Source organism: Paenibacillus allorhizoplanae (assembly GCF_927798215.1).
Lineage (GTDB): Bacteria > Bacillota > Bacilli > Paenibacillales > NBRC-103111 > Paenibacillus_E > Paenibacillus_E allorhizoplanae.
This window is the reverse complement of sequence record NZ_CAKMMW010000009.1, coordinates 105,542-127,767: the sequence shown is the minus strand read 5'-3', so window position 1 is coordinate 127,767 and position 22,226 is coordinate 105,542. Positions and strand designations below refer to the sequence as shown.

Below are 22,226 nucleotides of genomic sequence, written 5' to 3'. Positions count from 1 at the left end.
TAAGTGGTTATGTTTCTATGACTTCTTGCGATGTAGAGATTTGCTTCGGATGCTGGTTTCTGTTTCTTTTCCAATTGGAGAAATAGTGGGTCAATGTGCCAACGATTCCTTTGGGCAGTAATAGAACAACGACGATGAACATGGCACCAAGCATGATGGGCCACCAAGCCGGATAAGCTTCGCTAAAGGTTGTTTTAGCTGCATTCGTAACTAATGCTCCAAGGACAGCGCCGCCAATTGTTGAACGACCGCCAATGGCTACCCATAGCACCATTTCAATAGATGGCACGATACCCATTTGCGCTGGGGAGATAATCCCTTCTTGAAGTACGAAGAGCACGCCGGCAAGCCCAGCTAACCCCGCGGAGAGGCAGTAGATGAATACCTTATACGTAACGGGATTATAGCCAATGAAACGCACCCGGTTCTCACCATCACGTATGGCTGTGAGAATGTTGCCAAGTCTGCTAGTCACTAGCATCGTGCTAAGGATCAACACGACGAGTACGACAGCTAAGGTGAGATAGAAAAACAACAGCTTTGTTGATTGTGACTGTAGATTCAGACCGAGAAAGGTCGTGAAATTCGTCAAACCATTCGTCCCGCCTGTGTAACCTTGCTGCCCAACGAAGAGCGTCACCGTAATGATGACTAAGGCTTGGGATAAAATGGAGAAGAATGCGCCTTTGATCCGATTGCGGAACGTGAAATATCCAAGGATGAAGGCGACGATCATCGGTACAATGAGCGCCAGTAGGAACGCAGCCGCGGCACTGTGGAACGGAACCCAGAACCACGGCAAGCTTTTGACACCACTCCAGGACATGAAATCAGGCAATTGATTTGGCGTGGAAGCCAGCTTCAGATGCATAGCCATACAATAAGCGCCGAGACCGAAATATACGCCATGACCAAGGCTCAAAATGCCGGTATATCCCCAGATTAAATCAATTCCGATCGCGATAATGGCATAAGCCAGGAATTTGCCGAGTAAGGATAAACGAAAGTCAGACAAGAATAGGGGGGCAAGCGCGATGAGTAGTAGGCAGATCCCATAGATGGTTAGTTTGAGCTTAGATTGTTTGGCAAAAAGCATAGATGGTAGTCACATCCTTTCTTCAATCTAAGGATCTCGAACGCATCGTTACAAGTCCCATTGGTTTCCATTGTAGGAAGGCGATGATCAGTGTAAACACAAGTACTTTACCGAGTGTAGCGCTGGTTGTATACTCCAAAGCCGTATTGAAAACGCCGATTCCGAGTGCTCCAGCTACGGTGCCGATTAGCTTGCCGATTCCGCCAAGTACGACGACCATGAAGGCATCTACAATATAATAGGTCCCAATTGTGGGCCCGATCGGTCCAAGTAAAGATAGGGCACAACCGGCGATACCTGCCATAGCGGAGCCAAAAGCGAAGGATTGGGCATCAACTCTACGGGTAGATATTCCTAAACATGAAGCCATTTGGCGATTTTGCATAACCGCTCTCATGCGTCTTCCGCCAGCAGAGTGATAGAGATACAGATAGATAATCAAGATGCATAATGCCACAAGCCCAATGATAAACAGTCTCTTATAAGGAAGAATTAAGTCTGCCGTTACATGCCATCCGCCTTCTAGCCATTGCGGTGCTTTCACTGCGACGTTGGGAGCCCCGAAGATGGATCGCGCAATTTGCTGTAAGGCAAGGGAGACGCCCCAGGTAGCGAGTAGGCTATCCAACGGTCTTCCGTACATGAAGCGAATGAGCACAACTTCGAGCAGCCAGCCTATGGCGAAGGCAACGACAAAGGCAACGCCGAGTGAAACGACGAAATACCAGCCGAATGCAGAAGCGGGCATATACGATTGAAACCATTTCTGTACGAGGTAGGCCATATAAGCACCAATCATAATAAATTCGCCGTGCGCCATATTCATAACGTTCATGAGACCGAAGGTAATGGCGAGACCGATTGCGATCAAAAGCAGAATGGAGCTTAAGCTGAGTCCGTTAAATATTTGAAGCAGTAGCAAACTCATAGCGACTTCTCCTCTCTGAAACCGGAGTAAAATGATGAAATCCAGGACTGCAGTTAGGCAGTCCTGGTTTCTGAGTACTAACTTGTAAGGATTATTTCGTTACTTCTGCGCCCCAAGGGTATGTTTTGAGGAATGGATCCGGTTTGAGTGCTTTACCAGAATTCCAAATTTCTTTGATTTGGCCATCTGCTGTAATTTGGCCGATACGTGCTGTTTTGTAAATATGTTGATTCTCACCATCAATGGTGACTTTACCTTCAGGTGAATTCCACTCGATTCCTTTGGCTGCTGCTTTTACTTTCTCTACATCAAAGGAACCTGCTTTTTTCACAGCTTCAGCCCACAGATACACAGCCGTGTACCCTGCTTCAATGGGATCATCCGTTACGCGGTCCTTACCGTATTTGGCTTTGTAAGCCTCAACGAACTTTTTGTTTTCAGGTGTATCTGTTGTTTGATAGTAGTTCCATGCTGTGTAGTGACCATCGAGTACGGAAGCACCGATACCACGGACTTCTTCTTCGGCAATACTCACGGACATAGTAGTTAAATCCTTAGCCGAAATTCCAGCATCTTTCAGCTGCTTAAAGAAAGCAACGTTACTATCGCCGTTCAATGTGTTGAAGACAACGTCTGGTTTTTCCTTTTTAATCTTACTAATGATTGTATTGTAGTCCGTGTGTCCAAGCGGTGTGTATTCTTCAGCAACCAGTGTTCCGCCATCGGCTTTCAACTGCTCTTTAATAATTTTATTGGCTGTTCTAGGGAAGACGTAGTCGGAACCAAGGAGGAAGAATTTCTTGCCTTTATTTTGCAGAAGCCATGTTACTGCAGGGATGATTTGTTGGTTCGTTGTTGCGCCGATGTAGAAGATGTTAGGTGAGGATTCTACACCTTCATACTGTACCGGGTACCACAGCAATCCTTTGTTTTGCTCGACAACCGGTAGTACTGCTTTACGGCTAGCCGATGTCCAACAACCGAAAATTGTTACTACGCTGTCTTTTTGCAGGAGCTTCTTTGTCTTCTCTGCAAAAGTTGGCCAATCCGATGCCCCATCTTCGATCACGGGTTTAATCTTTTTGCCCAATAGTCCCCCAGCTGCATTAATTTCATCAATCGCCATGAGCTCAGCATCTCGAACAGATACCTCACTGATGGACATTGTACCTGTTAGTGAGTGAAGAATTCCCACTGGTACGGTATCGCCAGATGTTGAAGCCACAGGTGCAGTCGTCGTAGAGGTGGTAGATTCTGTCTTCGCACAGCCGGCCGCTACTAACATCAAAGCCATACTTAGTGCAACTGTAAGCTTACCTTTGTTTCTTATCTCTCTCATTCACGTCCCACTCCCTTGCCTTACAAGATTTGGATTACATGGCTTATGATAAATGGCGATACAAGTTAATGTCAACATACATGACACTAATTAAATATTATTTGGTGAAAATGCACAAATCTACGTGAAATACTTGTAAAAATCACATGAAAACGAAATATTTGTTCAAGGAATACGGTATTTATGTCAATATACATAACATTAAAGATTTACAATCGTGAAATACACGAATATAATGAGTGTAAAGGATTGCCATTATTCGGATTTAGAAGAGGTGAGAAACGTGCATTTAACGGAAAGAGAGAAAGAGAAGTTACTCATTACCGTAGCTGCTGACTTAGCTAGACGAAGGCTTGCCAGGGGCTTAAAGCTGAATTATCCAGAAAGTATTGCTCTGTTGACTTCCGAGATTATGGAAGGAGCAAGGGATGGCTTGACGGTCGCACAGCTCATGGCATTCGGTACGACTATATTGAAGGCAGATCAAGTTATGGAAGGTGTGCCTCAAATGATTCACGAAGTGCAAGTGGAAGCCACGTTCCCCGATGGAACCAAATTAGTTACCGTACATGAACCTATTACTTAAATAATCATGAAAGGGGCGAGCACATGGTTCCCGGTGAATATCGAACAGCCAAAGGCTATATAGAAATGAATGCACTCAGACAGACGATAGAAATCATAGTTACAAATATAGGGGATCGCCCAGTTCAAGTGGGGTCGCATTTTCATTTTTTTGAAGTCAATCGAGGGTTGGATTTCTCAAGAGAGCTAGCCTTTGGCATGCGCCTAGACATTCCGGCAGGAACGGCAGTCCGTTTCGAGCCTGGCGAGCAGAAACCGGTTCAACTTGTCGAATTAGGCGGAGCCAAGTTGAGCTACGGACTTAACAATTTGAGTCAAGGATTAGCGGTAAAAGACAAAATGCCGGCCGAAACAAAAGCCAGATGGCAGACTTGGGAGGGGATGCTCGGTGAGTCGAATAGATCGTAAGAACTATGCACTGATGTTTGGCCCTACAACAGGCGATGCCATTCGATTGGCAGACACAGAGCTCTGGGCGCAAATCGAACATGATTACACCGTATACGGGGATGAATGTAAATTTGGCGGTGGGAAAGTTATCCGTGACGGTATGGGACAATCCAGCGGTGCAACTCGGGCACAGGGTGTTTTAGATACTTTGATAACGAATGCTGTCATTATTGATCATTGGGGCATTGTCAAAGGTGATATCGGTATTCGGGATGGTCATATTGTGGCTATTGGCAAAGCAGGCAACCCGGATATTATGGATGGCGTGCATTCGAATATGATCGTAGGTGCAAGCACCGAGGTTATTGCAGGTGAGGGTAAAATCGTAACGGCTGGCGGCATCGACGCGCATATCCATTTTATTTGTCCGCAGCAAATTGAAACTGCACTTTCCTCAGGTGTGACGACCATGATCGGCGGTGGTACAGGGCCAGCTACGGGAACGAATGCAACAACCTGCACGCCAGGCGCTTGGCACATGCAGCGGATGTTGGAGGCAGCCGAAGCATTTCCGATGAATCTGGGCTTTACCGGTAAAGGGAACTCTTCTTTCTTGGAGCCTCTGACGGAACAAATTGAAGCTGGCGCCATTGGTTTGAAGCTTCATGAGGATTGGGGAACAACGCCTGCAGCAATCGACATGTGCTTGGAAGCGGCAGATCGTTATGATGTGCAAGTAGCGATTCATACGGATACATTAAATGAAGCGGGATTTCTTGAGGATACGCTTGCAGCGATCAAAGGACGTACCATTCATACGTATCATACCGAGGGAGCGGGTGGCGGTCATGCACCAGATATTATCCGAGCGGCCGCTGAGCTGAATGTTCTGCCCTCCTCGACAAATCCGACACGCCCGTACACGATCAATACAATAGAAGAACATTTGGATATGTTGATGGTGTGCCATCACTTGGATAGTCGAATTCCGGAAGATGTCGCTTTCGCCGATTCTCGGATTCGCCCTGAGACGATTGCAGCGGAGGATATTCTGCATGACTTAGGCGTGTTCAGTATGCTGAGCTCCGATTCACAGGCGATGGGGCGAGTGGGTGAGGTCATTATTCGAACGTGGCAAACGGCGGATAAAATGAAAAAGCAGCGCGGACCGCTAGCTCCGGATACCGAAGACAATGATAATTTTCGAATCAAACGCTACATGGCGAAATATACAATAAATCCAGCGATTACCCACGGCATCTCGCATCTGGTAGGGTCGATTGAACCAGGTAAATTCGCAGATTTGGTCGTTTGGAGTCCGATGTTTTTCGGTGTGAAGCCAGATCTCGTCCTTAAAGGCGGCAGCATTGCTTATGCCCAAATGGGAGATCCGAACGCATCTATCCCAACACCGCAGCCAGTATTCGGTAGGCCGATGTTCGCTGCATTTGGGAAAGCGTTGACGCAAAGCTCGATTACCTTCGTTTCTCAGGCAGCGTATGACAGCGGAATCAGGGAGCGATTCGGATTGCAGAAGCGGATTGAGCCGGTGAAAGGCTGTCGCAGCATTTCGAAGAAAGATATGATTCATAACGACGGAACTCCTTCTATAGAAGTGAATCCGGAAACCTACGAGGTGAAGGTTGATGGCGAAGCCGTGACCTGTGAGCCTGCGACAGAGCTGCCGATGGCACAGTTATATTTCTTATTTTAAATAGAATGGAAGAAAGTCCCGACTGAGGTGACAACAATGACTGCATTAGAACATCCACCGTTCCATTGGTTAGCCTATCAGCAACTGTTGGATTCGGCGCTTCCGATTGGCGGGTTTTCTCACTCCTTTGGTTTGGAAACGCTCGTCCAACAAGGGAGATTGACGACAATCTCCGAACTGGAAGCCTATATTCGGTCGATGCTTGCGGGAAGCTGGGCCTCTTCGGATGCCATGGTCATTAAAGCGGCTTATCTGCACATCCCTCGAGGGGAGTTAGGGCAGCTTTGGGATCTCGACCACATGCTTCATGTGCAGAGGGTAGGGAGCGAGACGCGGAGCGGCGTTCAGAAAATGGGGCGTAGATTGCTCCAATTATCACGTTCGCTGTATCCGGAGCTGAATTGGCAGCCGCTCGATGATGCGGTAAGTGCTGGGAAATGCAGCTCGAATCATCCCGTTGTGCATGGATGGGTGAGCTATCATTTAGGCGTTCCTCTCCATCAGGCTGCTGAAGGTTATCTATATATGTGTATCATGACTTGTATCAATAGTGCGCTCAGGCTAATGTCCATTGGACAAACGCAAGGTCAGATGCTGCTCGCGAAGCTCGTTCCTTTGACAGGAAGTGAATGGCAGCGAGTTTCACATCTGGATCCAATGGAGGCTTACACGAATTCACCAGCGGCTGATTTAGCTATGATGCAGCATGAAACGTTATATTCACGTTTATTTATGTCATAGAAGGAAATCTAAGTATATATCTGAGGAGGAATTACTATGTGTCAAGGAAACGGTCATCATCATCATCACGAATGGGAGAAGCCAGCAGCAGATCGCAGTCGCCCGATGCGAATTGGGATCGGAGGTCCTGTAGGTTCTGGCAAAACAGCATTAGTAGAACGCTTGGCAAGAAAGCTGAATGACCGCTATAGTATCGCAGTTATTACGAATGACATTTATACGAAGGAAGATGCACGTATTCTGATTAGTTCTGAGGCATTGCCAGAAGAGCGTATCATTGGAGTAGAAACAGGTGGATGTCCGCATACAGCGATCCGTGAGGATGCGTCGATGAATTTCGAAGCGATTGAAGAACTGGAGAAAAGATTTGAGAATCTCGATATTATTTTCATTGAGAGTGGTGGCGATAATTTGGCAGCTGCATTCAGTCCGGAGCTCGTGGATCGCTTCATCTATATTATTGACGTGGCCCAAGGGGAGAAAATCCCTCGTAAAGGCGGCCCTGGCATCATGCGTTCGGATATGCTGATCATTAACAAAATCGATCTTGCTCCTTATGTCGGCGCCAGCTTAGAAGTTATGGATTCCGATACGAAGAAAATGCGCGGCGAGCGTCCGTATATCTTCTCAAACCTAATGGGTGGCACAGGGTTGGATGATATCGTGTCTTGGGTGGAGACGGAGTTCAGCCATGCCTAAGCTGTCTGGGGAGATATCCGCACAATTTGCGGTGCGCAGCGGCTTCACGCGGCTCATACACAAATATCATGCCTCCCCGCTCAAAATCGCCAAAACGTTTCGTTATGAAAATGAAACGTGCTTAGATGGTGCCGCTCCTATGGATCAGTTGGGCGTTTATATGATGGATTGCTCACCTGGGCTAATGGCTGGTGATCATTACGAAATTAACGTGCGCCTTGAAGAGGGCGCACGTGTTTTTCTAACGAACCAGTCATTCACGAAGGTGCATCCCGCGGCTGAAAATCAAGGAAGTACGCAGCATCAGATACTTCGACTTGAATCTGATGCGTTGCTTGAGTATATGCCGGAGCCTTTAATGCTCTATAAGGATGCTAACTTATTCGCAGAAACCGAGGCACATCTATCGAGAGGATCGACATTGATTTTCTCCGATGTCCTCTGTCCCGGTCGCACACAGCGAGGGGAAATATTTCACTATACAAGGTATGTGAACAGGATGAAGGTCTGGTATGAAGGCGAGCTGATCTTCTATCAGAATCAGCGTGTTGAACCAGGTACGATGGAGCTGTCTTCACCAGGTTGCTGGGAAGGCGAGACGCATATGGGCAATCTGTTTATCTTCTCAGACCGACTTGGTCCACGCCACCTTGAAGTCATTGTGGACGAATTAAGTCAGCTGGAAGGCCAAACGATTCGAGTAGGAGCAAGTCTAACTTACAAATATGGACTTGTTGTGAACGTCATGGGAAGGCATGCCTGGGAGCTGCAAGATGTCTTGACGAAGGCTTGGCACCAAATCCGCCGCAGCTTATTCGATTTAACGCCGCTGCTAGTGAATAAATAGGAAAGGAGGCAGGTAAAAACCTGCCTCCTTTTCCTATTTACACCGCCTGCGGTTGGGGGAATCTGTTTAACGCTAAAGCTTATGGGCATTATCCCATTGGCTCAGGATCATCGACGCTTGCTAACCTGAGTGAAGGGGATAGTGGCGATAGTTAGCTTTATGAGCGCATAGATAGGGGTGTTCAGGTGCCCTACGCGTTAATTTCCACAACTTTTTCACATAATCCAAATTGGAATCGAATGGTAAGTACATTTTCCACGCATACTGGAAGGGAGAATCGACAATATGATGACAACTGCCCGTGCTTCATTGTCAAATGATGTAGGGGTTGGTATGATGAGAATGTTCATTAAGATGTAGGATCGGAAATTCGATATAGAGGAGGTAAACGCACATGGATAATCAAGTCACTTACGAAAATGTTTCAACCGGCTCGTCCCAAGGGCAAGCTGGAACTGATGCCATAGATGCTAGCTCGACGAAAGGTGCAAATGGGCCTGTGACCTTGAAGGAATATTACCGACTGGTGAAACCGGGTATTATTTATTCCAATTTAATGACAGCATTCGCTGGATACTGGGTAGCGGCTAAGTGGGATGTTGACTGGCTCCATTTAATTATGACGATGCTAGGCACAGCACTTGTTATGGCTGGAGGTACGGTACTGAATAATTATCTGGACCGTGAGATGGACGCGAAGATGGAACGCACACAGAATAGAGCACTGCCAAGTGGACGGTTAAGCGCCAATTTTGTTCTTTGGTTCGGAATTATTCTTGGTACGATTGGATTAGGGGTTCTCTATTTAGGGGCTCATTCACCTTTAGCTACATTAATGGGTTTACTTGGATTGTTCTTTTATGTTTGGATCTATACAGCGTGGTTCAAAAGAACATCGGTATGGAGCACATTCGTAGGCGCAATCTCAGGAGCAGTACCCCCTCTGATCGGTTATTGCGCGGTTAGCGGGAATATTGATTTGGGAGCGATCTTGGTTTTCTTGTTCTTATTCCTATGGCAGCCACCGCATTTCTGGGCGCTTGGTATTCGCCGTATGGAAGAGTATCGTGCAGCGGGCTTCCCGTTATTGCCGGTAGTCAGAGGAACTTTTGTAACGAAAATTAGTATGGTTCGTTATGTCGTTCTATTAGTGCCTGTTACAGTCATGTTAACGGCATATGGTTATGTAGGGACGATCTTCTTAATCGTATCGACCATTCTTGGATTAACGTGGGTTTTCATGAGTGTCAAAGGGTTCAAAGCAAATGGGGAAGCGGAAATCGTATGGGCAAAGCGCATGTTTTTGTTCTCCCTTATATATTTAACGCTGTTATCGATCTTGATGGTTATTGATACGACAGCGAAAATTTAGTCTGGGGGACGAAAACGATGGGGACGTTTTTGGAAAAAAATTGGTTTAAGCTAGCGCTGGGTGCGATTTTAATTGCAATGATTGCATCCTTTGCTTATAAGTTAGTGACGAACGGCAGTAAGCCGGATGAAAGATTAACAGCAATGAAGGCGGCGCCTTCTTTTACACTGCAAGATTTAGATGGTAAAACGGTTACCTCGGAAAGCATGAACGGTAAAGTACGACTCGTTTATTTCTTTTATTCTTTTTGTCCGGATGTATGCTTACCGACAAGTTTCTTGATTTCACAGGTACAGGATGAATTGAAGAAAAAGGATTTACTGGGATCCAAAGCGGAAATTTTATCGATAACTGTGGATCCAGTAAGGGATACGGCTGAGGTGTTAAAAGCATTCGGAAATCGTTTCGAATCGAAGCCGATTCCAGGCGGATGGACGTTCCTCCGAGGTGAGGAAGCGAAGGTTCATAAGCTTGCTGAGGACTTCGGTATCATGGTCATCAAAGAGAAGGACGGCAATTTCTCACATTCAAATGCGATCTTGCTAGTAGATCCGAAGGGGCAACTCCGAAATTATTATGATGCAAGCAATCCAGAACTGGATGCGGCGCATATTGTGAAGGATGTTGTAACCCTTTCAAAAGGGAAATAACGCAAAGTGATTATTCATAAGCAGGGTTGGGCGCAGGGTAGATAATATACGCGTCCAGTCCTGCTTTTTCTAATTGCTGAATGAGATATTCTTCTGGTGTGCCTTCGACACCTGCATAGCCCTTACGGGTATAGATGTGTTCGGCATCTGGAAAGGTATCGCGCAGCAAATAACGGATTTTTTTGCCGGATGCGTCGTTGTCGGTGAAAATATAAACGGGCAGATCCCCTACCTTTTTTCGCAACGAGTCAAGCGTAATGGAACTGGGAGTGCCGAAGGTACAATGGATGATGACGGTATCATCAACGACGCGCTTCAAGCGACTTTTATCATTTTTCCCCTCAACGATAATGGTAATGGACATGGATTCACCTTCACTCCTTTTTAAAGTAGTATACCCCGTTTGGAGCGGCGATCCAAGTAATGCGAAGCTGCGATATTTCCTGGGAAATGACAAGGATTTACAGCGTGTGACATATGGAAAAAGGCCTGACGACATCAAGCCTTTGTAGTGAAGAGAAACTATGAAGTTAACATAGGCGATTTGAACGTGCGAAGCGGCAACAGTGAAAGGGCTAGCATGAGGATGAAGAATGCAATGAAGTAGGAGGAAATATGATCGCGAAGCTGACCGGCCATCATGGGTCCGATAAAGGCACCAACCGAATAAGAAATCGATAGCAAAGAAAACACACGGCCATATCTAGAGCTGCTGGTAATACTGGCAAGTAAAGCTGCAAGTGCGGGATAAATGACACCTTTGGCCATGCCGATTAAGAAAAGGGATACGGTTAATGGAATTGGCCACTGGATGGCTAATCCGAAGAAAACGGCGGCAAGCCCGATGCTTCCGCTGATTGTTCGTAGAAAAGGTGATATTTTATTCAAAAACCAGAAAGAAATACTAAGCAATGCGCCTAAACTGACCAATGTGAAAAATACGCCAGAAGTAAGAATTGACTCTCGTGCCGATTTCATTAGAGGCAGCTCGAAGAACAAAATGCCCTGTGAGCAAGAGAGTGCCATGGGAATGAGGAAGAAAAGCCAGGGGATTGCGACACCATCACTGTCATCACCTTCTTTGATATCCTGAGATGCATGATGTCCGTGCGGATCTATGTGGGCCTTAGAGCTCAACTTGTCCGCTTTGTGAGACAGCATTTCTTTCTCTTTTACACCGAAAATAGCAAGAATACCTGTAATAATAAGGATCCAGCCTAATACGGAAAAAGAGGTTGTAAAACCGATTTTGGCTACTAATACAGCACCTGCCGCTGGTGAGACTACAGATGCTAGGGTGTGGACCAGGCCGTTGCCTGCCATGAGCTTGCTTTGATGAATGCGATCACGCGCTATGCGAGCTAGTAGAGATAAACAAGCAGGTGATAGGAAAGCAAGTACAAATCCACTGATGGAACGAATGTAAAGCAGATGCCACGGATCTTTCACGTTGGATTGAAATAGTAATATGATCCCTGCTACAATTAAACTACAGACAATGAAAAATTTACTGCCGTATTTGTCTACACCATAGCCTGCAATGAGATTGCCAGGAAGATGTGTGAGTGAATATACGCCCATAATGAGCCCTATAAATGAAGGAGCAGCTCCTAGCGATAAGGCGAAAGGGGATAAAATCGGGTATTGCGCGTGTAAATCAAAAAATGCAACAAACATAAATAGGTACAACCATATGGCTGTTCGCACGGTTTTACCACCTCGATCCTTTAGTTTCATCTCTTCTTAAGTTTTACGCCGCTCGTCCCAAGGATATGACCGTTCGGGACAAATGACACAAATTCGAAACAGGGAGGACACATGGACCCTATCGTTATTATACTTTTGGCTGCTGTCGGCATTTTTCTTGTTTTTCGTTTAAGGCAATCTTATCGTAGAACTGGAAAAAGCATAGATAAAACCAAAGAAATTGAGCAAAAGCTAGCACAGTTAAGGAAAAAAAGAGATGAAGATTAAGGAGTCCATGTAGTATGATAGGAAGGGACTTTTGGATTATGAGGAGGGGTTAAAGATGGATCAGTGGATTTCGTTTGCACAGGATCGTTGGTATTTAATAGTAGGGGCTATTATTGTTTTATTTATTGTGATTGGTATTGTTAAAACCGTGGTGAAATGGGTCGTAGTCCTTGTCATCGTTGGGGCGCTTATCGTTTATGGAGCGAGTTATAAGGATAAAATAAAAGATATTGGGGCAACGGTTATTTCTCAAGTCAGCGATGATATCAAGGATAAGGCGGTTAGTGCTTTGACTTCCGAAGCCAAAGAGGCGAAATTCAAGGCTAACCCGGACGGTTCCTTTTTAATTACGACGAAAAGTTTGCAAGTAGAAGGGAAACCAGGATCCGACGAGGTTCAGGTCACTTTTCTCGGAAAAACATTCAAAATGAATGCAAATGCTGCCGTGAATGCGTTCATCGAGCAAGCAAAGAAAAATGCCTAGTCATTGGTTGGGCTAGCCTATCAAAGGAAGGTGAGTACGCATGACGGATAACGCGTGGTTTCAAACCATCTCAATCAATTTTATATCCATCTTGATCGTTCTCACGATTGCAGCTTCTGTGCTGCAGGGATTTTTCCGTGGTGGCTCTGGCTCAGCCAGGCATTTCGTAGCAATGTTGGTGGAAGCGGTGCTCGCCATCCTCGCCATGTTTCTGGCTTGGAAAGGTGTGCAACTGATTTCACCTTGGATTCAAATGTGGTTGAAGGATCAGAATTTGCAGATTCCGACAACGGACATAAGTGCCCTAAAACAAGCTTACTATACCGTGATTACAAGTTTACGCGATTTTCCATTACTTCGTTTTGGGGTTTTATTTATCCTCGGCTATGTGATCATCAAACAAATCTTGAATCACGTGGTTGATTTAGTGTTAGGGCGTTGGTTGGCTGAACGGTTTGCCATGCCCAAACGGAGCCATTCTATTTTGAGCTCGGTTTCAGGCGGGGCTATTGGATCCATAGCTGGATTTGCTAGAGCGCTTATGTTAATTGCTATTTTATTCATATATGTCTCCTTATTCCCTCACTCGATGCTAACCCCGTATATTGAGTCCTCACATATGTATCAAAAAGGAGCTCAAGAAGTGATCTCACCGTTCACAGGTGATTTTATAGCGGAGAAGGCGCCTGTTTTCACACGTGCTGTAGAGCAAGAATTCACGAATATTTTGCAACGAAAATATGAAGTTCTTGACGCGAAAATCCCGGGTAACATTGCGGATGCGGCCAAAGAAATTACAGCTAATGCGACAACGGATGAAGAGAAGGCTAAATTGCTGTACAGTTGGGTAGGAACCCGAGTTCAGTATGATTGGAATAAAGTGAAGCTATATGAAGAACAGCGAATTTGGAAGGAGCAAACACCTGAAGATACGTTCAATACCAAAGAAGGCGTTTGTATTGATTATTCAAGATTATACGCACAAATGGCCAGATCCATTGGACTTGATGTGAAGGTTGTCACAGGTCTAGGATATGATGGTCAGGGAGGATATGGCCCGCACGCTTGGAATGAAGTGTATCTCAAGGAAACGAATAAGTGGGTACCTCTGGATTCCACTTGGGTGGCAAGCGGAGCAAATTGGTTCAATCCGCCGAATTTCGATCAAACACATGTGAGGGACGTTTAGAGGAGAGAATATGCGGAGAGAGTTAAATGCTTATAAAATGATTTTTTTGGATGCAGGCGATACGTTAGTAACGATTCCTGCGGCACAAACGATTTTGAAGCAGTACTTGCAGTTGCGCGCAGTTGACCGGGATGAAAATCATATTAATGAACTTTTTACAGAAGCATTTCGTCTATTTTATTATGTTGAGAAAAAAGATAACTTCGTGGTGTGCAGTCCAGAGTCAGATCGTGAATTCTGGGTTAACCTATACCACTATGTCCTGCATAAGTTAGGCGTTCATGAGGATTGGACGGAGGAAGAGATCTTCAACTGCTGTCATGAGTTATACGAAATTTTCACAGCGCCGGAGTATTATGATCTATTTGATGATGTGAAGCCATTTCTGGAAGAGCTGAAAACACGAGGCTTCCGCATTGGAATTATCTCTAATTTTGCTCCTACGCTGAAAGCCATTCTAGCTGACAAAGGGGTATTACACTATTTTGACCCCGTACTGGTATCAACTGAAGTTGGTCTGGAGAAGCCTGACCCTGCTATTTTTCGGCTTGCTTTACAGATGGCGGACGTTGAGGCTAGCGATGTACTGTATGTCGGGGATCATGAGACGAATGATATTTGGGCCCCTAATCAAGTTGGCATAGATGCTGTTCGTATTATTCGGTACCCTTATCACACGGGAGATGGCATACGCTCCTTGCTTGAACTGATTCCAGCGCCTGTTGGTGGTCGGTGAAGTACGACCTAAGTGTTAGTAAGAAAGGATATGAACCCGCATGAAGTCATCCATTATGGATGATCCGAAGAAAAAAGAAATCACTAAAAAACGGCACTTTTCGTTTCGGATCAATATATTTTTCTTCGTTACTTTTTTACTTTTTTCCGTACTCATTGTGCGGTTAGCGATTCTTCAATTCGTTCAAGCCAAGGATCTGAAGGCTGCAGAGAATACCAACACGAATCAAACCAACAAAATCGCCCCGATTCGCGGCAATATTTATGATTCTACGAAATCCCCACTGGCGTATACCATTCCCGTACAGTCTTTATTTTTCCGTATTGAACCAGGCCAGGATAAGGATGCTAATATTGATTTAGCCAAACGCATTAAGAGCGAAGTATTTGACAAGTTTGCGAAACCGAACACAGTTAGCCCAACAGCTGAAGAAATTGTCCTTGCGATGGATTTGGGCTATGACATTAATAAAAAGCCAGTGAAAGATCCGAGCTACTATTCCGTACCACGCCGTATTAAAGCGGATTTATCCAATGCTGAAATTGCGTATTTGCTGGAACACCGGGATGAATACAAAGGGCTGGAAGTAACGGAAGAAAGTATCCGCACCTATGAGGTGGAGGACGATAAGACGACAATTGCTACGCAGTTAGTCGGATATACGAATGCATTTTCAACCGAAACAGCGAAAAAAATCTATAAGGATAATCCGAATAGTGAAGAATATTTAAGCAACGAGAATGTCGGTTTCGATGGGATCGAGCGGATGTATCAGGATGAGCTGCGCGGTAAGAACGGCAGTAAAAAATATCCGGTGAATGCCGCGATGAAAATCATTGGAAGAGCTGAAGTGACAGCTCCAATTAAGGGCAATAATCTGTATCTGTCGATCAACAAGGACGTTCAGAAGGCGACGGAGAAAATGCTGCATGATCATATCCAGTATCTCCGTTCTCCTTCTAATGCGAATGATGCATATCTGAAATATGGGGTGAAAGCGTCCTCGGGCTTCGCAGTAGCGATGGAAGTGGATACAGGACGTGTCATCACCATGGCGAATTACCCTGATTATGATGCGAATGCTTGGACAGGCGGGATGGCAACAGCTACCTATAAAGAGATCGAGACTTACATACAGAATGGTACGATCACTACAGCCAAAGCCAAATATCCAGACGCTAAAGAGAATGCAAAGCATCCATCTTCCATTGTTTTCATGGGTTCAACGATTAAACCGTTATCCGTATTAATCGGGTTGAAAGAAAAGTTGTTTACAGCAGGGCAGACCTATTATGATACAGGTACATTCACATTTGGTCGGGATGGCAATAGTGCCATTTCAAACTCCGATAAGCACGCATATGGCAGTTTAAACGCTTCGTCCGCTATTGAGGTTTCCTCGAATACGTATATGTCAGCGATGGTAGGTATCCCTTTCTGGAATAAATTTGGGCGAGAAAACGCAAAGGTGACAGCCAAGTGGGCGGAGTATCTGGCTAAGTTCGGCATGGGTGTGCAAACGGGCAGTGGATTGCCTGGTGAGTACGCAGGATCCAATGACTTTATTAAAAATGCGGAGAAAGACAGTTATCAGTCCGCGATGGTTTACGCATCCTGGGGACAGAATGAGAAAACGACAACGCTGCAACTTGCGCAATATACGGCAACGCTTGCTAGTCGTGGAAAACGAATGAAGCCTCAGTTCGTAGAAGAAATACGTGATTATCAAGGCAATCTGGTGAAGACGATTGAGCCTGAGGTCTTAGATGATTCATCCAAGGAGTTCACACAAGCGGACTGGAATACGATTATTCATGGGATGAAAAGCGGTGCTCAAGGCATTGACGAATTACCCTTCAATGTCGCTCGTAAGACAGGAACATCCACACAGGATGTGGCTGGAGGAAGGGTAGAGAATGCCGTACTGATCGCCTTTGCACCGGTGGAGAATCCAAAACTGGCCGTAGCGGTCGTAGTGCCGGAAGGTGGTTTCGGACGTTACGGGGCATCCCCGATTGCGGCGAAAATCTTCGAAGCATATGACGCGGCATACGGTGGCGTTCTGACGAAGCTTGGCGGCGGGAAGCGGCCTTGGTAAGGAATAGGAAGTAAGAAAGTGAAAGAGATATGAATGGGATAGGGAGCTTGCTGCGGCAAGCTCTTTTTTTCGTGAATTTTTGCGAATAGATGGATTTCCTGTAGTCTGGGACACGTAATCGAGTAACGATACGCTGCTTTTTTAGCAACACGCACCAGTTGCTCCCCAACGGCATATCCTATTCCAAGGGTAAGAATAAGAATTAGCTTCACCCTAAATGTTGCCCGAGGTCAACTTTTGTGCACAGAGGAAAGGTGGTCGAATCTCATGAAAAAAAGCCGGTTATCTGCTTCTTTAAAACGACTTCTCATTTCCATCATTTTTCTATAGGATACAGCCATTCTCGTACGCTCACGGTATTTCCTGAATGACGGGCTGATATGGTATACTAATATATCGGTTGTCCAAGAGAAAGAATGATGAGAGTACGGAGGAGTGAGTCTCACCATGTGTGGTATTACAGGTGTTATGTATTTTGAAGATAGAGAACCAACTGAGGCTATGCTTCAGCAAATGACAGATGTGATCGTGCATCGGGGGCCAAATGATGTCGGCTTCTGGACAGAGAATCGCATTGGCTTAGGATTTAGACGATTATCAGTTATCGATATCAAAGAAGGCCATCAGCCATTAGCGAATGAAGATGAAACCGTCTGGATTATTTTCAACGGTGAAATTTATAATTACAAAGAGCTGCGCACGATGTTGAAGGAGCGCGGCCATATTTTCCGCACGCAGAGTGACACCGAAGTTATCGTCCATCTTTATGAGGAGTTTGGCGAGGATTGCGTGAAGCATATGCGTGGTATGTTCGGTTTTGTTATCTGGGACCGCAAGAAAAAGCAGCTGTTTGGTGCGAGAGACCACTTCGGCATTAAGCCGTTTTATTATCATGTGAGTGACCGTCAATTCCTGTTCGGCTCGGAGATCAAGAGCTTGCTTGCGGCGGAAGGCATGAATCGGTTGATCCATACGGACAGCTTGCTGAATTACTTGACCTTTCAATATGTGCCAGAGCCGCATACGATGTTCCAAGGTATCTATAAGCTGCCGCCTGCTCACTCGGTTACAATTACTTTTGACGGCAAAATGACCCTACATAAATATTGGGATCCTATGTTTGAGCCAGAAGAGAAGCCATTTGACTACTATGTGGAACAAATTCGCGAAGGCTTGAAAGAATCCGTCAAGCTCCACATGGTCAGCGACGTGGAACGCGGATGCTTCCTGTCTAGCGGAATCGACTCGACGGCGATTGCTACCCACATGCGGAATATCGAACCGATCCGCACGTTCTCCGTTGGCTTCGATGGCGCCAACAACGAGACGCCGATCGCTGCTCAGACCGCAGCGACGCTCGGGACGGAGCACTACGACAAAATCATCACGCAGGATGATTTCTTTGCGACGATGCCGAAAGCGATCTGGCACCAGGACGAGCCTGTCGCCGATCCTTCGGCCATTGCTCTCTACCACGTCGCTCAGCTTGCGCGCGAGCACGTAACGGTCGTGCTGTCCGGCGAAGGCGCGGACGAGCTCTTCGGCGGCTATCGCATCTATCGCGAGCCGCAGTCGCTCAAGCCGCTGGATCAGCTGCCATCATCGGTGAAGCGCATGCTGAACCGCTTCGCACGCATACTGCCGAGCGGAGTGAAAGGCCGCAACTATGTGTTGCGGGGGACGACTCCGCTAGAAGAACGCTTCCTCGGGAATGCCAAAATTTTCTCCGAGGATATGAAAGCGGAAGTGCTCCGTCTCGATAGTGAGATGCTGCGCGCCTACAAGAATCCCGTGCAAATCGCCGGCGATTACTATAACAAAACGAAACATTTGGATCCAGTAAGCCGGATGCAGTACATCGACATGAATTTGTGGATGCCAGGCGATATTCTCATGAAAGCCGACAAAATGACGATGGCACATTCCTTGGAGCTGCGCGTTCCTTTTCTGGACAAGGAACTGTTCGAAATTGCACGCCGCATTCCAGCGAAGTATCGCATAGCGAATGGGACCACGAAGTACATTTTCCGAAAAGCGATGGAAGGGATTATCCCAGATCCGATTCTGAATCGTCCGAAGTTAGGCTTCCCAGTACCCCTGCGGGATTGGATGAAAGGCGCGATGGGCGATATGGTCATGGATCAAATCAAAACCAGCGGGATTGAGGATTACATCGACATTGAGGCTGTGGAGAAAATGCTTCATAAGCATCGCATCGGTCAAGGAGACTATGCACGACGCTTGTGGACTCTCTATATTTTTGCACTTTGGCACAAAACATTCATGGAAGAGCTGCCTAAGAAAGTGCTCACTGCTTACTAGAACGACAATGACAAATGTAAGGCAGCATGAGACAGGAGTTGGCGCGAATGGGAACCTATAAATTAATCGCACTTGATATGGATGGCACCTTACTGAACGAGGACAAGAAAATATCTGCGGAGAATCAAGCAGCGATTCGCGAAGCCTCTGCACAAGGTAAAGTGGTGATCATGTCCACGGGACGCGGAGCCATCAGCGCTATGCCTTTCGTTAAGGAGCTGGGGCTCTCAACGCCCCTTGTTGTGGTAAATGGCAGTGAAGTGTGGGCATCGCCAGATACGTTGCTGAAACGGACGCTAGTACCGATTGAAACGATACGTAATTTACACCAACTGGCAGTTGAAAATGACTGCTGGTGGTGGGCGTATTCCGTAGCAGGTGTGTTCAATCGCGAGAGCGAAGGGCTGGATATGGATCAGCATGAATGGCTTAAATTTGGTTACTTCACAGATAATGCAGAGAAATTGCAACGCATTCGCGATGTGGTGTCGAGTTGGGGGACGCTTGAAATCACCAATTCACATCCGTCGAACTTGGAATTGAACCCGCTCGGCATCAGCAAAGCAACGGGTGTAGAAACGGTGTGTCAACTTCTGGGCATTGCGATGTCCGAGGTGATTGCTATGGGTGACAGCGAAAATGATATTGCGATGATTCGTGAAGCAGGACTAGGTGTGGCTATGGGAAATGCCCAGGAAGAAGTGAAGCGGATCGCTGATATTACGACAGTGACGAACAATGAGCATGCTGTCGCACAAGTCATTCGCACTTACCTGCTCACCTAGCCCAGGATCAAGATCCACCACATTGACGCTATAATGGAGGAATGAACTGAGCATGATTACCTTGGGTTGGATTGTCGTTATTCTTTTATTTGTCATCGGAATGGTGGGGGCCGTTTATCCGATTCTGCCTGGTGTACTGGCTATTTATGCTGCCTTTTTCATTTATGGCTGGCTGATTACTTGGGAGCACTTCGGCTTCTGGTTCTGGTTGATCCAGACCTTGGTTGTCATTATTATTATCGTGGCGGATTACGCGGTTAGTGCATTAGGGGTCAAAAAATTCGGCGGCTCTAAACCGGCAATCGTCGGAAGCACGATTGGTTTGATCATTGGTCCTTTCGTGATTCCGGCGTTCGGGATTATCCTAGGACCCTTCATTGGCGCTGTAGTCGGTGAATTAATTGCTGGAACCTCCTGGCAGAACGCCGTACGCGCAGGAATTGGGTCTGTGCTTGGTTTTTTTGCCAGCTCTGTGGTGAAAATTGTTTTGCAGCTGGCTATGATTATTATTTTCTTTCTGTGGATCTTTTGAGGCTTAGAAGGACGTAAGAAAACTGTAAGAGAGAGAAGGAACGGACTTGACGAAGGTAACCAAAGATTCCCTTGTAAAAGGGACGCTCATTCTCACCGTAGCCGCGCTTGTAGCGCGGTTTCTCGGCGTTTTCCAGCGAATACCGCTGGTGCATCTGCTTGAGGAAAAAGGGATGGGCAGCTATTCCATTGCTTTTAATTTATATTCAATCTTGCTCGTTATCGCAACAGCGGGTATTCCGAGTGCATTAAGTAAAATGGTTGCCGAGAAGAGAGCCATCGGTCGACCGCAAGAAGCGCAAAGGATTTATCGGGCAGCAATTTGGTTTGCTGTCGTAGCTGGAGCTGGGATGACTGTTCTGTTATACGTCTTCGCACCTATTTATGCTGAGAATATCTCGCACGGTGGACCGGATGCTACGCTAGCGACTAGAGCCATTGCACCAGCGATGTTGTTCTTCCCGCTGATTGCCATTATGCGCGGCTACTTCCAAGGCAGACAACATATGATGCCTAATGGTATTTCGCAAGTGGTGGAACAAATATTCCGATTGATTACGTCCATTTTACTTGCTTATTTCTTGCTCAATATTTCACTGGGTTGGGGTGTGGCAGGGGCTTCCTTCGGAGGTGTTGTCGGGGGTATTGCCGCACTTGCCGTCATGTTGTACTACGCTATGAAGCTGAAACGAAATGATGCGCAAACACGCCAATCCGTCGGGGCAACATCACAAGCCGCGGCAGAACAAATTGGAGCAACACGTGCAGGTGATCAACCAGGTGAAATGTTCAGGTATCGGGATATATATCGAAGCTTGTTAAAGCTCTCAATCCCAATCGTCGTCTTCTCCGTCACCGTAACGCTGGTGTATGCGATCGATACGTCGATGATTATTCCGTTGCTTGAAGATAAGATCGGTGCCGCGGAGGCTTTAGGCTTAGTCGGAATTATTGGTGGACGCGCACAATCGCTCGCGGGGATTCCGATTATTTTGGCGATCGCCTTGAGTCAATCCGTTGTACCTATCATTTCGGCTGCGTATTCACGCAAAGATTTGAAACAGGTCGGCCAGCAGACGACGCGCGTGTTACAGCTTGCGATTTTATCTGGTCTTCCTGCCGTACTGATGATCAGTATTGCGGCTAGACCGCTCGATTTCTTCCTCTTTGGGCATGAGGATTCCGCCTATGGCATCGCCCATGGACCTGCGATGATTTCCTTGCTGACGGCAGGTGCGATGTTCCAGATCGTTATGCAGACCTCAGGAGCCGTTCTGATGGGTATGGGAAGGATGAAGCCATTGATGGCTCATGTGGGTGTCGGCATTGCCATCAAGCTGCTTGGCAGCCTCGTGCTCGGGCATTGGTTTGGTATCTACGGTATCATCATCTCAACAGGGCTATGCTTTATCGCGATGTCATGGCTGAATATACGTTCACTCCGCAAGGAAGTATCGTTCACCATTCTGGGACGTCGGTTCGGTGGACTTATCCTTACGATCATTGTCATCGGCGTGCTTGGCTTTGCAGCGGAATGGCTGACGCATAATTATGTGGTACCATCGCCTTGGTTCCGCTTGAATCAGGGTATCCAAGCGGTGCTGATCTGTGGATTAACAGTGGCTTTGTATCCCCTTATGCTCATGATGACGCGAGTGGTTACGAAGGATGATGTGAAGAGTTTTCCATCACCCGTACAGAAGCTCATTGCGAAAGCGAGTCGTTTGTTAAAACGTTCGTAACCGC

General features: G+C 46.5%; 22 protein-coding genes. 17 read left to right on the top strand and 5 right to left on the bottom strand.

The window, feature by feature from the left end:
* Nucleotides 1–7: 7 nt before the first annotated feature.
* From urtC to urtA, 3 genes are all read right to left on the bottom strand, one after another.
* Entirely contained in the window at nt 8–1,096 is a 1,089-nt protein-coding gene (gene urtC / locus L6I86_RS16705; protein ID WP_236288871.1) for an urea ABC transporter permease subunit UrtC, read from the bottom strand.
* Between the two features lie 22 nt (nt 1,097–1,118).
* Complete coding sequence (gene urtB / locus L6I86_RS16700) at nt 1,119–2,024, bottom strand: urea ABC transporter permease subunit UrtB (RefSeq protein WP_056613419.1); 906 nt, start codon at nt 2,022–2,024, stop codon at nt 1,119–1,121.
* Between the two features lie 91 nt (nt 2,025–2,115).
* Nucleotides 2,116–3,363, bottom strand: a complete 1,248-nt coding sequence (urtA, locus tag L6I86_RS16695; RefSeq protein WP_236288869.1) for an urea ABC transporter substrate-binding protein — start codon at nt 3,361–3,363, stop codon at nt 2,116–2,118.
* A 283-nt stretch (nt 3,364–3,646) separates the two neighbouring features.
* On the opposite strand from urtA, the gene L6I86_RS16690 reads away from it, so the two are divergent.
* The 8 genes from L6I86_RS16690 (at nt 3,647) to L6I86_RS16655 (ending at nt 10,361) form a co-directional block, all read left to right on the top strand.
* The gene (locus tag L6I86_RS16690) at nt 3,647–3,949 is read left to right on the top strand and encodes an urease subunit gamma (protein WP_056613424.1); all 303 of its coding nucleotides are present in this window, start codon (nt 3,647–3,649) and stop codon (nt 3,947–3,949) included.
* Nucleotides 3,950–3,972: 23 nt separating this feature from the next.
* Nucleotides 3,973–4,356, top strand: coding sequence for an urease subunit beta (gene ureB, locus L6I86_RS16685; RefSeq protein ID WP_236288867.1), 384 nt, complete (start codon nt 3,973–3,975; stop codon nt 4,354–4,356).
* Nucleotides 4,337–6,052: an urease subunit alpha gene (ureC, locus tag L6I86_RS16680; RefSeq protein ID WP_236288865.1), complete on the top strand. Its 1,716-nt coding sequence runs from the start codon at nt 4,337–4,339 to the stop codon at nt 6,050–6,052. Before ureB ends, ureC begins: the two co-directional genes overlap by 20 nt.
* Before the next feature lie 36 nt (nt 6,053–6,088).
* Nucleotides 6,089–6,793, top strand: a complete 705-nt coding sequence (locus tag L6I86_RS16675; RefSeq protein ID WP_236288863.1) for an urease accessory protein UreF — start codon at nt 6,089–6,091, stop codon at nt 6,791–6,793.
* A 36-nt stretch (nt 6,794–6,829) separates the two neighbouring features.
* Nucleotides 6,830–7,492, top strand: coding sequence for an urease accessory protein UreG (gene ureG, locus L6I86_RS16670; protein ID WP_236288861.1), 663 nt, complete (start codon nt 6,830–6,832; stop codon nt 7,490–7,492).
* The gene (locus L6I86_RS16665; protein WP_236288859.1) at nt 7,485–8,339 is read left to right on the top strand and encodes an urease accessory protein UreD; all 855 of its coding nucleotides are present in this window, start codon (nt 7,485–7,487) and stop codon (nt 8,337–8,339) included. The genes ureG and L6I86_RS16665 overlap by 8 nt, the downstream gene beginning before the upstream one ends.
* 394 nt (nt 8,340–8,733) lie before the next feature.
* The gene (gene cyoE / locus L6I86_RS16660; protein ID WP_236288858.1) at nt 8,734–9,711 is read left to right on the top strand and encodes a heme o synthase; all 978 of its coding nucleotides are present in this window, start codon (nt 8,734–8,736) and stop codon (nt 9,709–9,711) included.
* A 17-nt stretch (nt 9,712–9,728) separates the two neighbouring features.
* Nucleotides 9,729–10,361, top strand: coding sequence for an SCO family protein (locus tag L6I86_RS16655; protein WP_236288856.1), 633 nt, complete (start codon nt 9,729–9,731; stop codon nt 10,359–10,361).
* A 10-nt stretch (nt 10,362–10,371) separates the two neighbouring features.
* Here the strand turns inward: L6I86_RS16655 and L6I86_RS16650 are convergent, their stop codons facing one another.
* Nucleotides 10,372–10,725 (bottom strand): toprim domain-containing protein, encoded by a 354-nt coding sequence (locus L6I86_RS16650; RefSeq protein ID WP_236288854.1) that lies wholly within the window; start codon nt 10,723–10,725, stop codon nt 10,372–10,374.
* A 158-nt stretch (nt 10,726–10,883) separates the two neighbouring features.
* Entirely contained in the window at nt 10,884–12,068 is a 1,185-nt protein-coding gene (locus tag L6I86_RS16645; protein WP_236288852.1) for an MFS transporter, read from the bottom strand.
* Between the two features lie 111 nt (nt 12,069–12,179).
* Here L6I86_RS16645 and L6I86_RS16640 point away from each other — a divergent pair, with 111 nt between their 5' ends.
* The 9 genes from L6I86_RS16640 to L6I86_RS16600 all read left to right on the top strand — a co-directional run bounded on the left by L6I86_RS16640 (nt 12,180) and on the right by L6I86_RS16600 (nt 22,222).
* Entirely contained in the window at nt 12,180–12,335 is a 156-nt protein-coding gene (locus L6I86_RS16640; protein ID WP_236288850.1) for a hypothetical protein, read from the top strand.
* Nucleotides 12,336–12,390: 55 nt separating this feature from the next.
* Nucleotides 12,391–12,819 (top strand): hypothetical protein, encoded by a 429-nt coding sequence (locus L6I86_RS16635; protein ID WP_236288848.1) that lies wholly within the window; start codon nt 12,391–12,393, stop codon nt 12,817–12,819.
* Nucleotides 12,820–12,859: 40 nt separating this feature from the next.
* On the top strand, nt 12,860–14,008 hold the full coding sequence (locus L6I86_RS16630) for a transglutaminase domain-containing protein (RefSeq protein WP_236288847.1): 1,149 nt from the start codon (nt 12,860–12,862) through the stop codon (nt 14,006–14,008).
* 10 nt (nt 14,009–14,018) lie between these two features.
* Nucleotides 14,019–14,744 carry an HAD-IA family hydrolase gene (locus tag L6I86_RS16625; RefSeq protein WP_236288845.1) on the top strand — a complete coding sequence of 242 codons (726 nt, stop codon included), beginning with the start codon at nt 14,019–14,021 and terminating at the stop codon, nt 14,742–14,744.
* Nucleotides 14,745–14,784: 40 nt separating this feature from the next.
* The gene (locus L6I86_RS16620) at nt 14,785–16,842 is read left to right on the top strand and encodes a peptidoglycan D,D-transpeptidase FtsI family protein (RefSeq protein WP_236288842.1); all 2,058 of its coding nucleotides are present in this window, start codon (nt 14,785–14,787) and stop codon (nt 16,840–16,842) included.
* Between the two features lie 447 nt (nt 16,843–17,289).
* On the top strand, nt 17,290–19,164 hold the full coding sequence (gene asnB / locus L6I86_RS16615; protein ID WP_236288841.1) for an asparagine synthase (glutamine-hydrolyzing): 1,875 nt from the start codon (nt 17,290–17,292) through the stop codon (nt 19,162–19,164).
* Between the two features lie 47 nt (nt 19,165–19,211).
* Nucleotides 19,212–19,949, top strand: a complete 738-nt coding sequence (locus L6I86_RS16610) for a Cof-type HAD-IIB family hydrolase (RefSeq protein ID WP_236288839.1) — start codon at nt 19,212–19,214, stop codon at nt 19,947–19,949.
* 52 nt (nt 19,950–20,001) lie between these two features.
* Nucleotides 20,002–20,481, top strand: a complete 480-nt coding sequence (locus L6I86_RS16605) for a DUF456 domain-containing protein (protein ID WP_236288837.1) — start codon at nt 20,002–20,004, stop codon at nt 20,479–20,481.
* Nucleotides 20,482–20,527: 46 nt separating this feature from the next.
* Nucleotides 20,528–22,222 (top strand): putative polysaccharide biosynthesis protein, encoded by a 1,695-nt coding sequence (locus L6I86_RS16600; RefSeq protein WP_236288835.1) that lies wholly within the window; start codon nt 20,528–20,530, stop codon nt 22,220–22,222.
* Nucleotides 22,223–22,226: the final 4 nt, after the last annotated feature.

Coding starts and splice junctions, on each gene's coding strand:
- L6I86_RS16625 (WP_236288845.1), top strand. CDS start 14,019: ATGCGGAGAGAGTTAAATGCTTATAAAATGATTTTTTTGGATGCAGGC.
- urtC (WP_236288871.1), bottom strand. CDS start 1,096: ATGCTTTTTGCCAAACAATCTAAGCTCAAACTAACCATCTATGGGATC.
- L6I86_RS16650 (WP_236288854.1), bottom strand. CDS start 10,725: ATGTCCATTACCATTATCGTTGAGGGGAAAAATGATAAAAGTCGCTTG.
- L6I86_RS16635 (WP_236288848.1), top strand. CDS start 12,391: ATGGATCAGTGGATTTCGTTTGCACAGGATCGTTGGTATTTAATAGTA.
- urtA (WP_236288869.1), bottom strand. CDS start 3,363: ATGAGAGAGATAAGAAACAAAGGTAAGCTTACAGTTGCACTAAGTATG.
- L6I86_RS16630 (WP_236288847.1), top strand. CDS start 12,860: ATGACGGATAACGCGTGGTTTCAAACCATCTCAATCAATTTTATATCC.
- ureB (WP_236288867.1), top strand. CDS start 3,973: ATGGTTCCCGGTGAATATCGAACAGCCAAAGGCTATATAGAAATGAAT.
- L6I86_RS16620 (WP_236288842.1), top strand. CDS start 14,785: ATGAAGTCATCCATTATGGATGATCCGAAGAAAAAAGAAATCACTAAA.
- L6I86_RS16610 (WP_236288839.1), top strand. CDS start 19,212: ATGGGAACCTATAAATTAATCGCACTTGATATGGATGGCACCTTACTG.
- ureG (WP_236288861.1), top strand. CDS start 6,830: ATGTGTCAAGGAAACGGTCATCATCATCATCACGAATGGGAGAAGCCA.
- urtB (WP_056613419.1), bottom strand. CDS start 2,024: ATGAGTTTGCTACTGCTTCAAATATTTAACGGACTCAGCTTAAGCTCC.
- asnB (WP_236288841.1), top strand. CDS start 17,290: ATGTGTGGTATTACAGGTGTTATGTATTTTGAAGATAGAGAACCAACT.
- L6I86_RS16655 (WP_236288856.1), top strand. CDS start 9,729: ATGGGGACGTTTTTGGAAAAAAATTGGTTTAAGCTAGCGCTGGGTGCG.
- L6I86_RS16605 (WP_236288837.1), top strand. CDS start 20,002: ATGATTACCTTGGGTTGGATTGTCGTTATTCTTTTATTTGTCATCGGA.
- L6I86_RS16665 (WP_236288859.1), top strand. CDS start 7,485: ATGCCTAAGCTGTCTGGGGAGATATCCGCACAATTTGCGGTGCGCAGC.
- L6I86_RS16640 (WP_236288850.1), top strand. CDS start 12,180: ATGGACCCTATCGTTATTATACTTTTGGCTGCTGTCGGCATTTTTCTT.
- L6I86_RS16675 (WP_236288863.1), top strand. CDS start 6,089: ATGACTGCATTAGAACATCCACCGTTCCATTGGTTAGCCTATCAGCAA.
- cyoE (WP_236288858.1), top strand. CDS start 8,734: ATGGATAATCAAGTCACTTACGAAAATGTTTCAACCGGCTCGTCCCAA.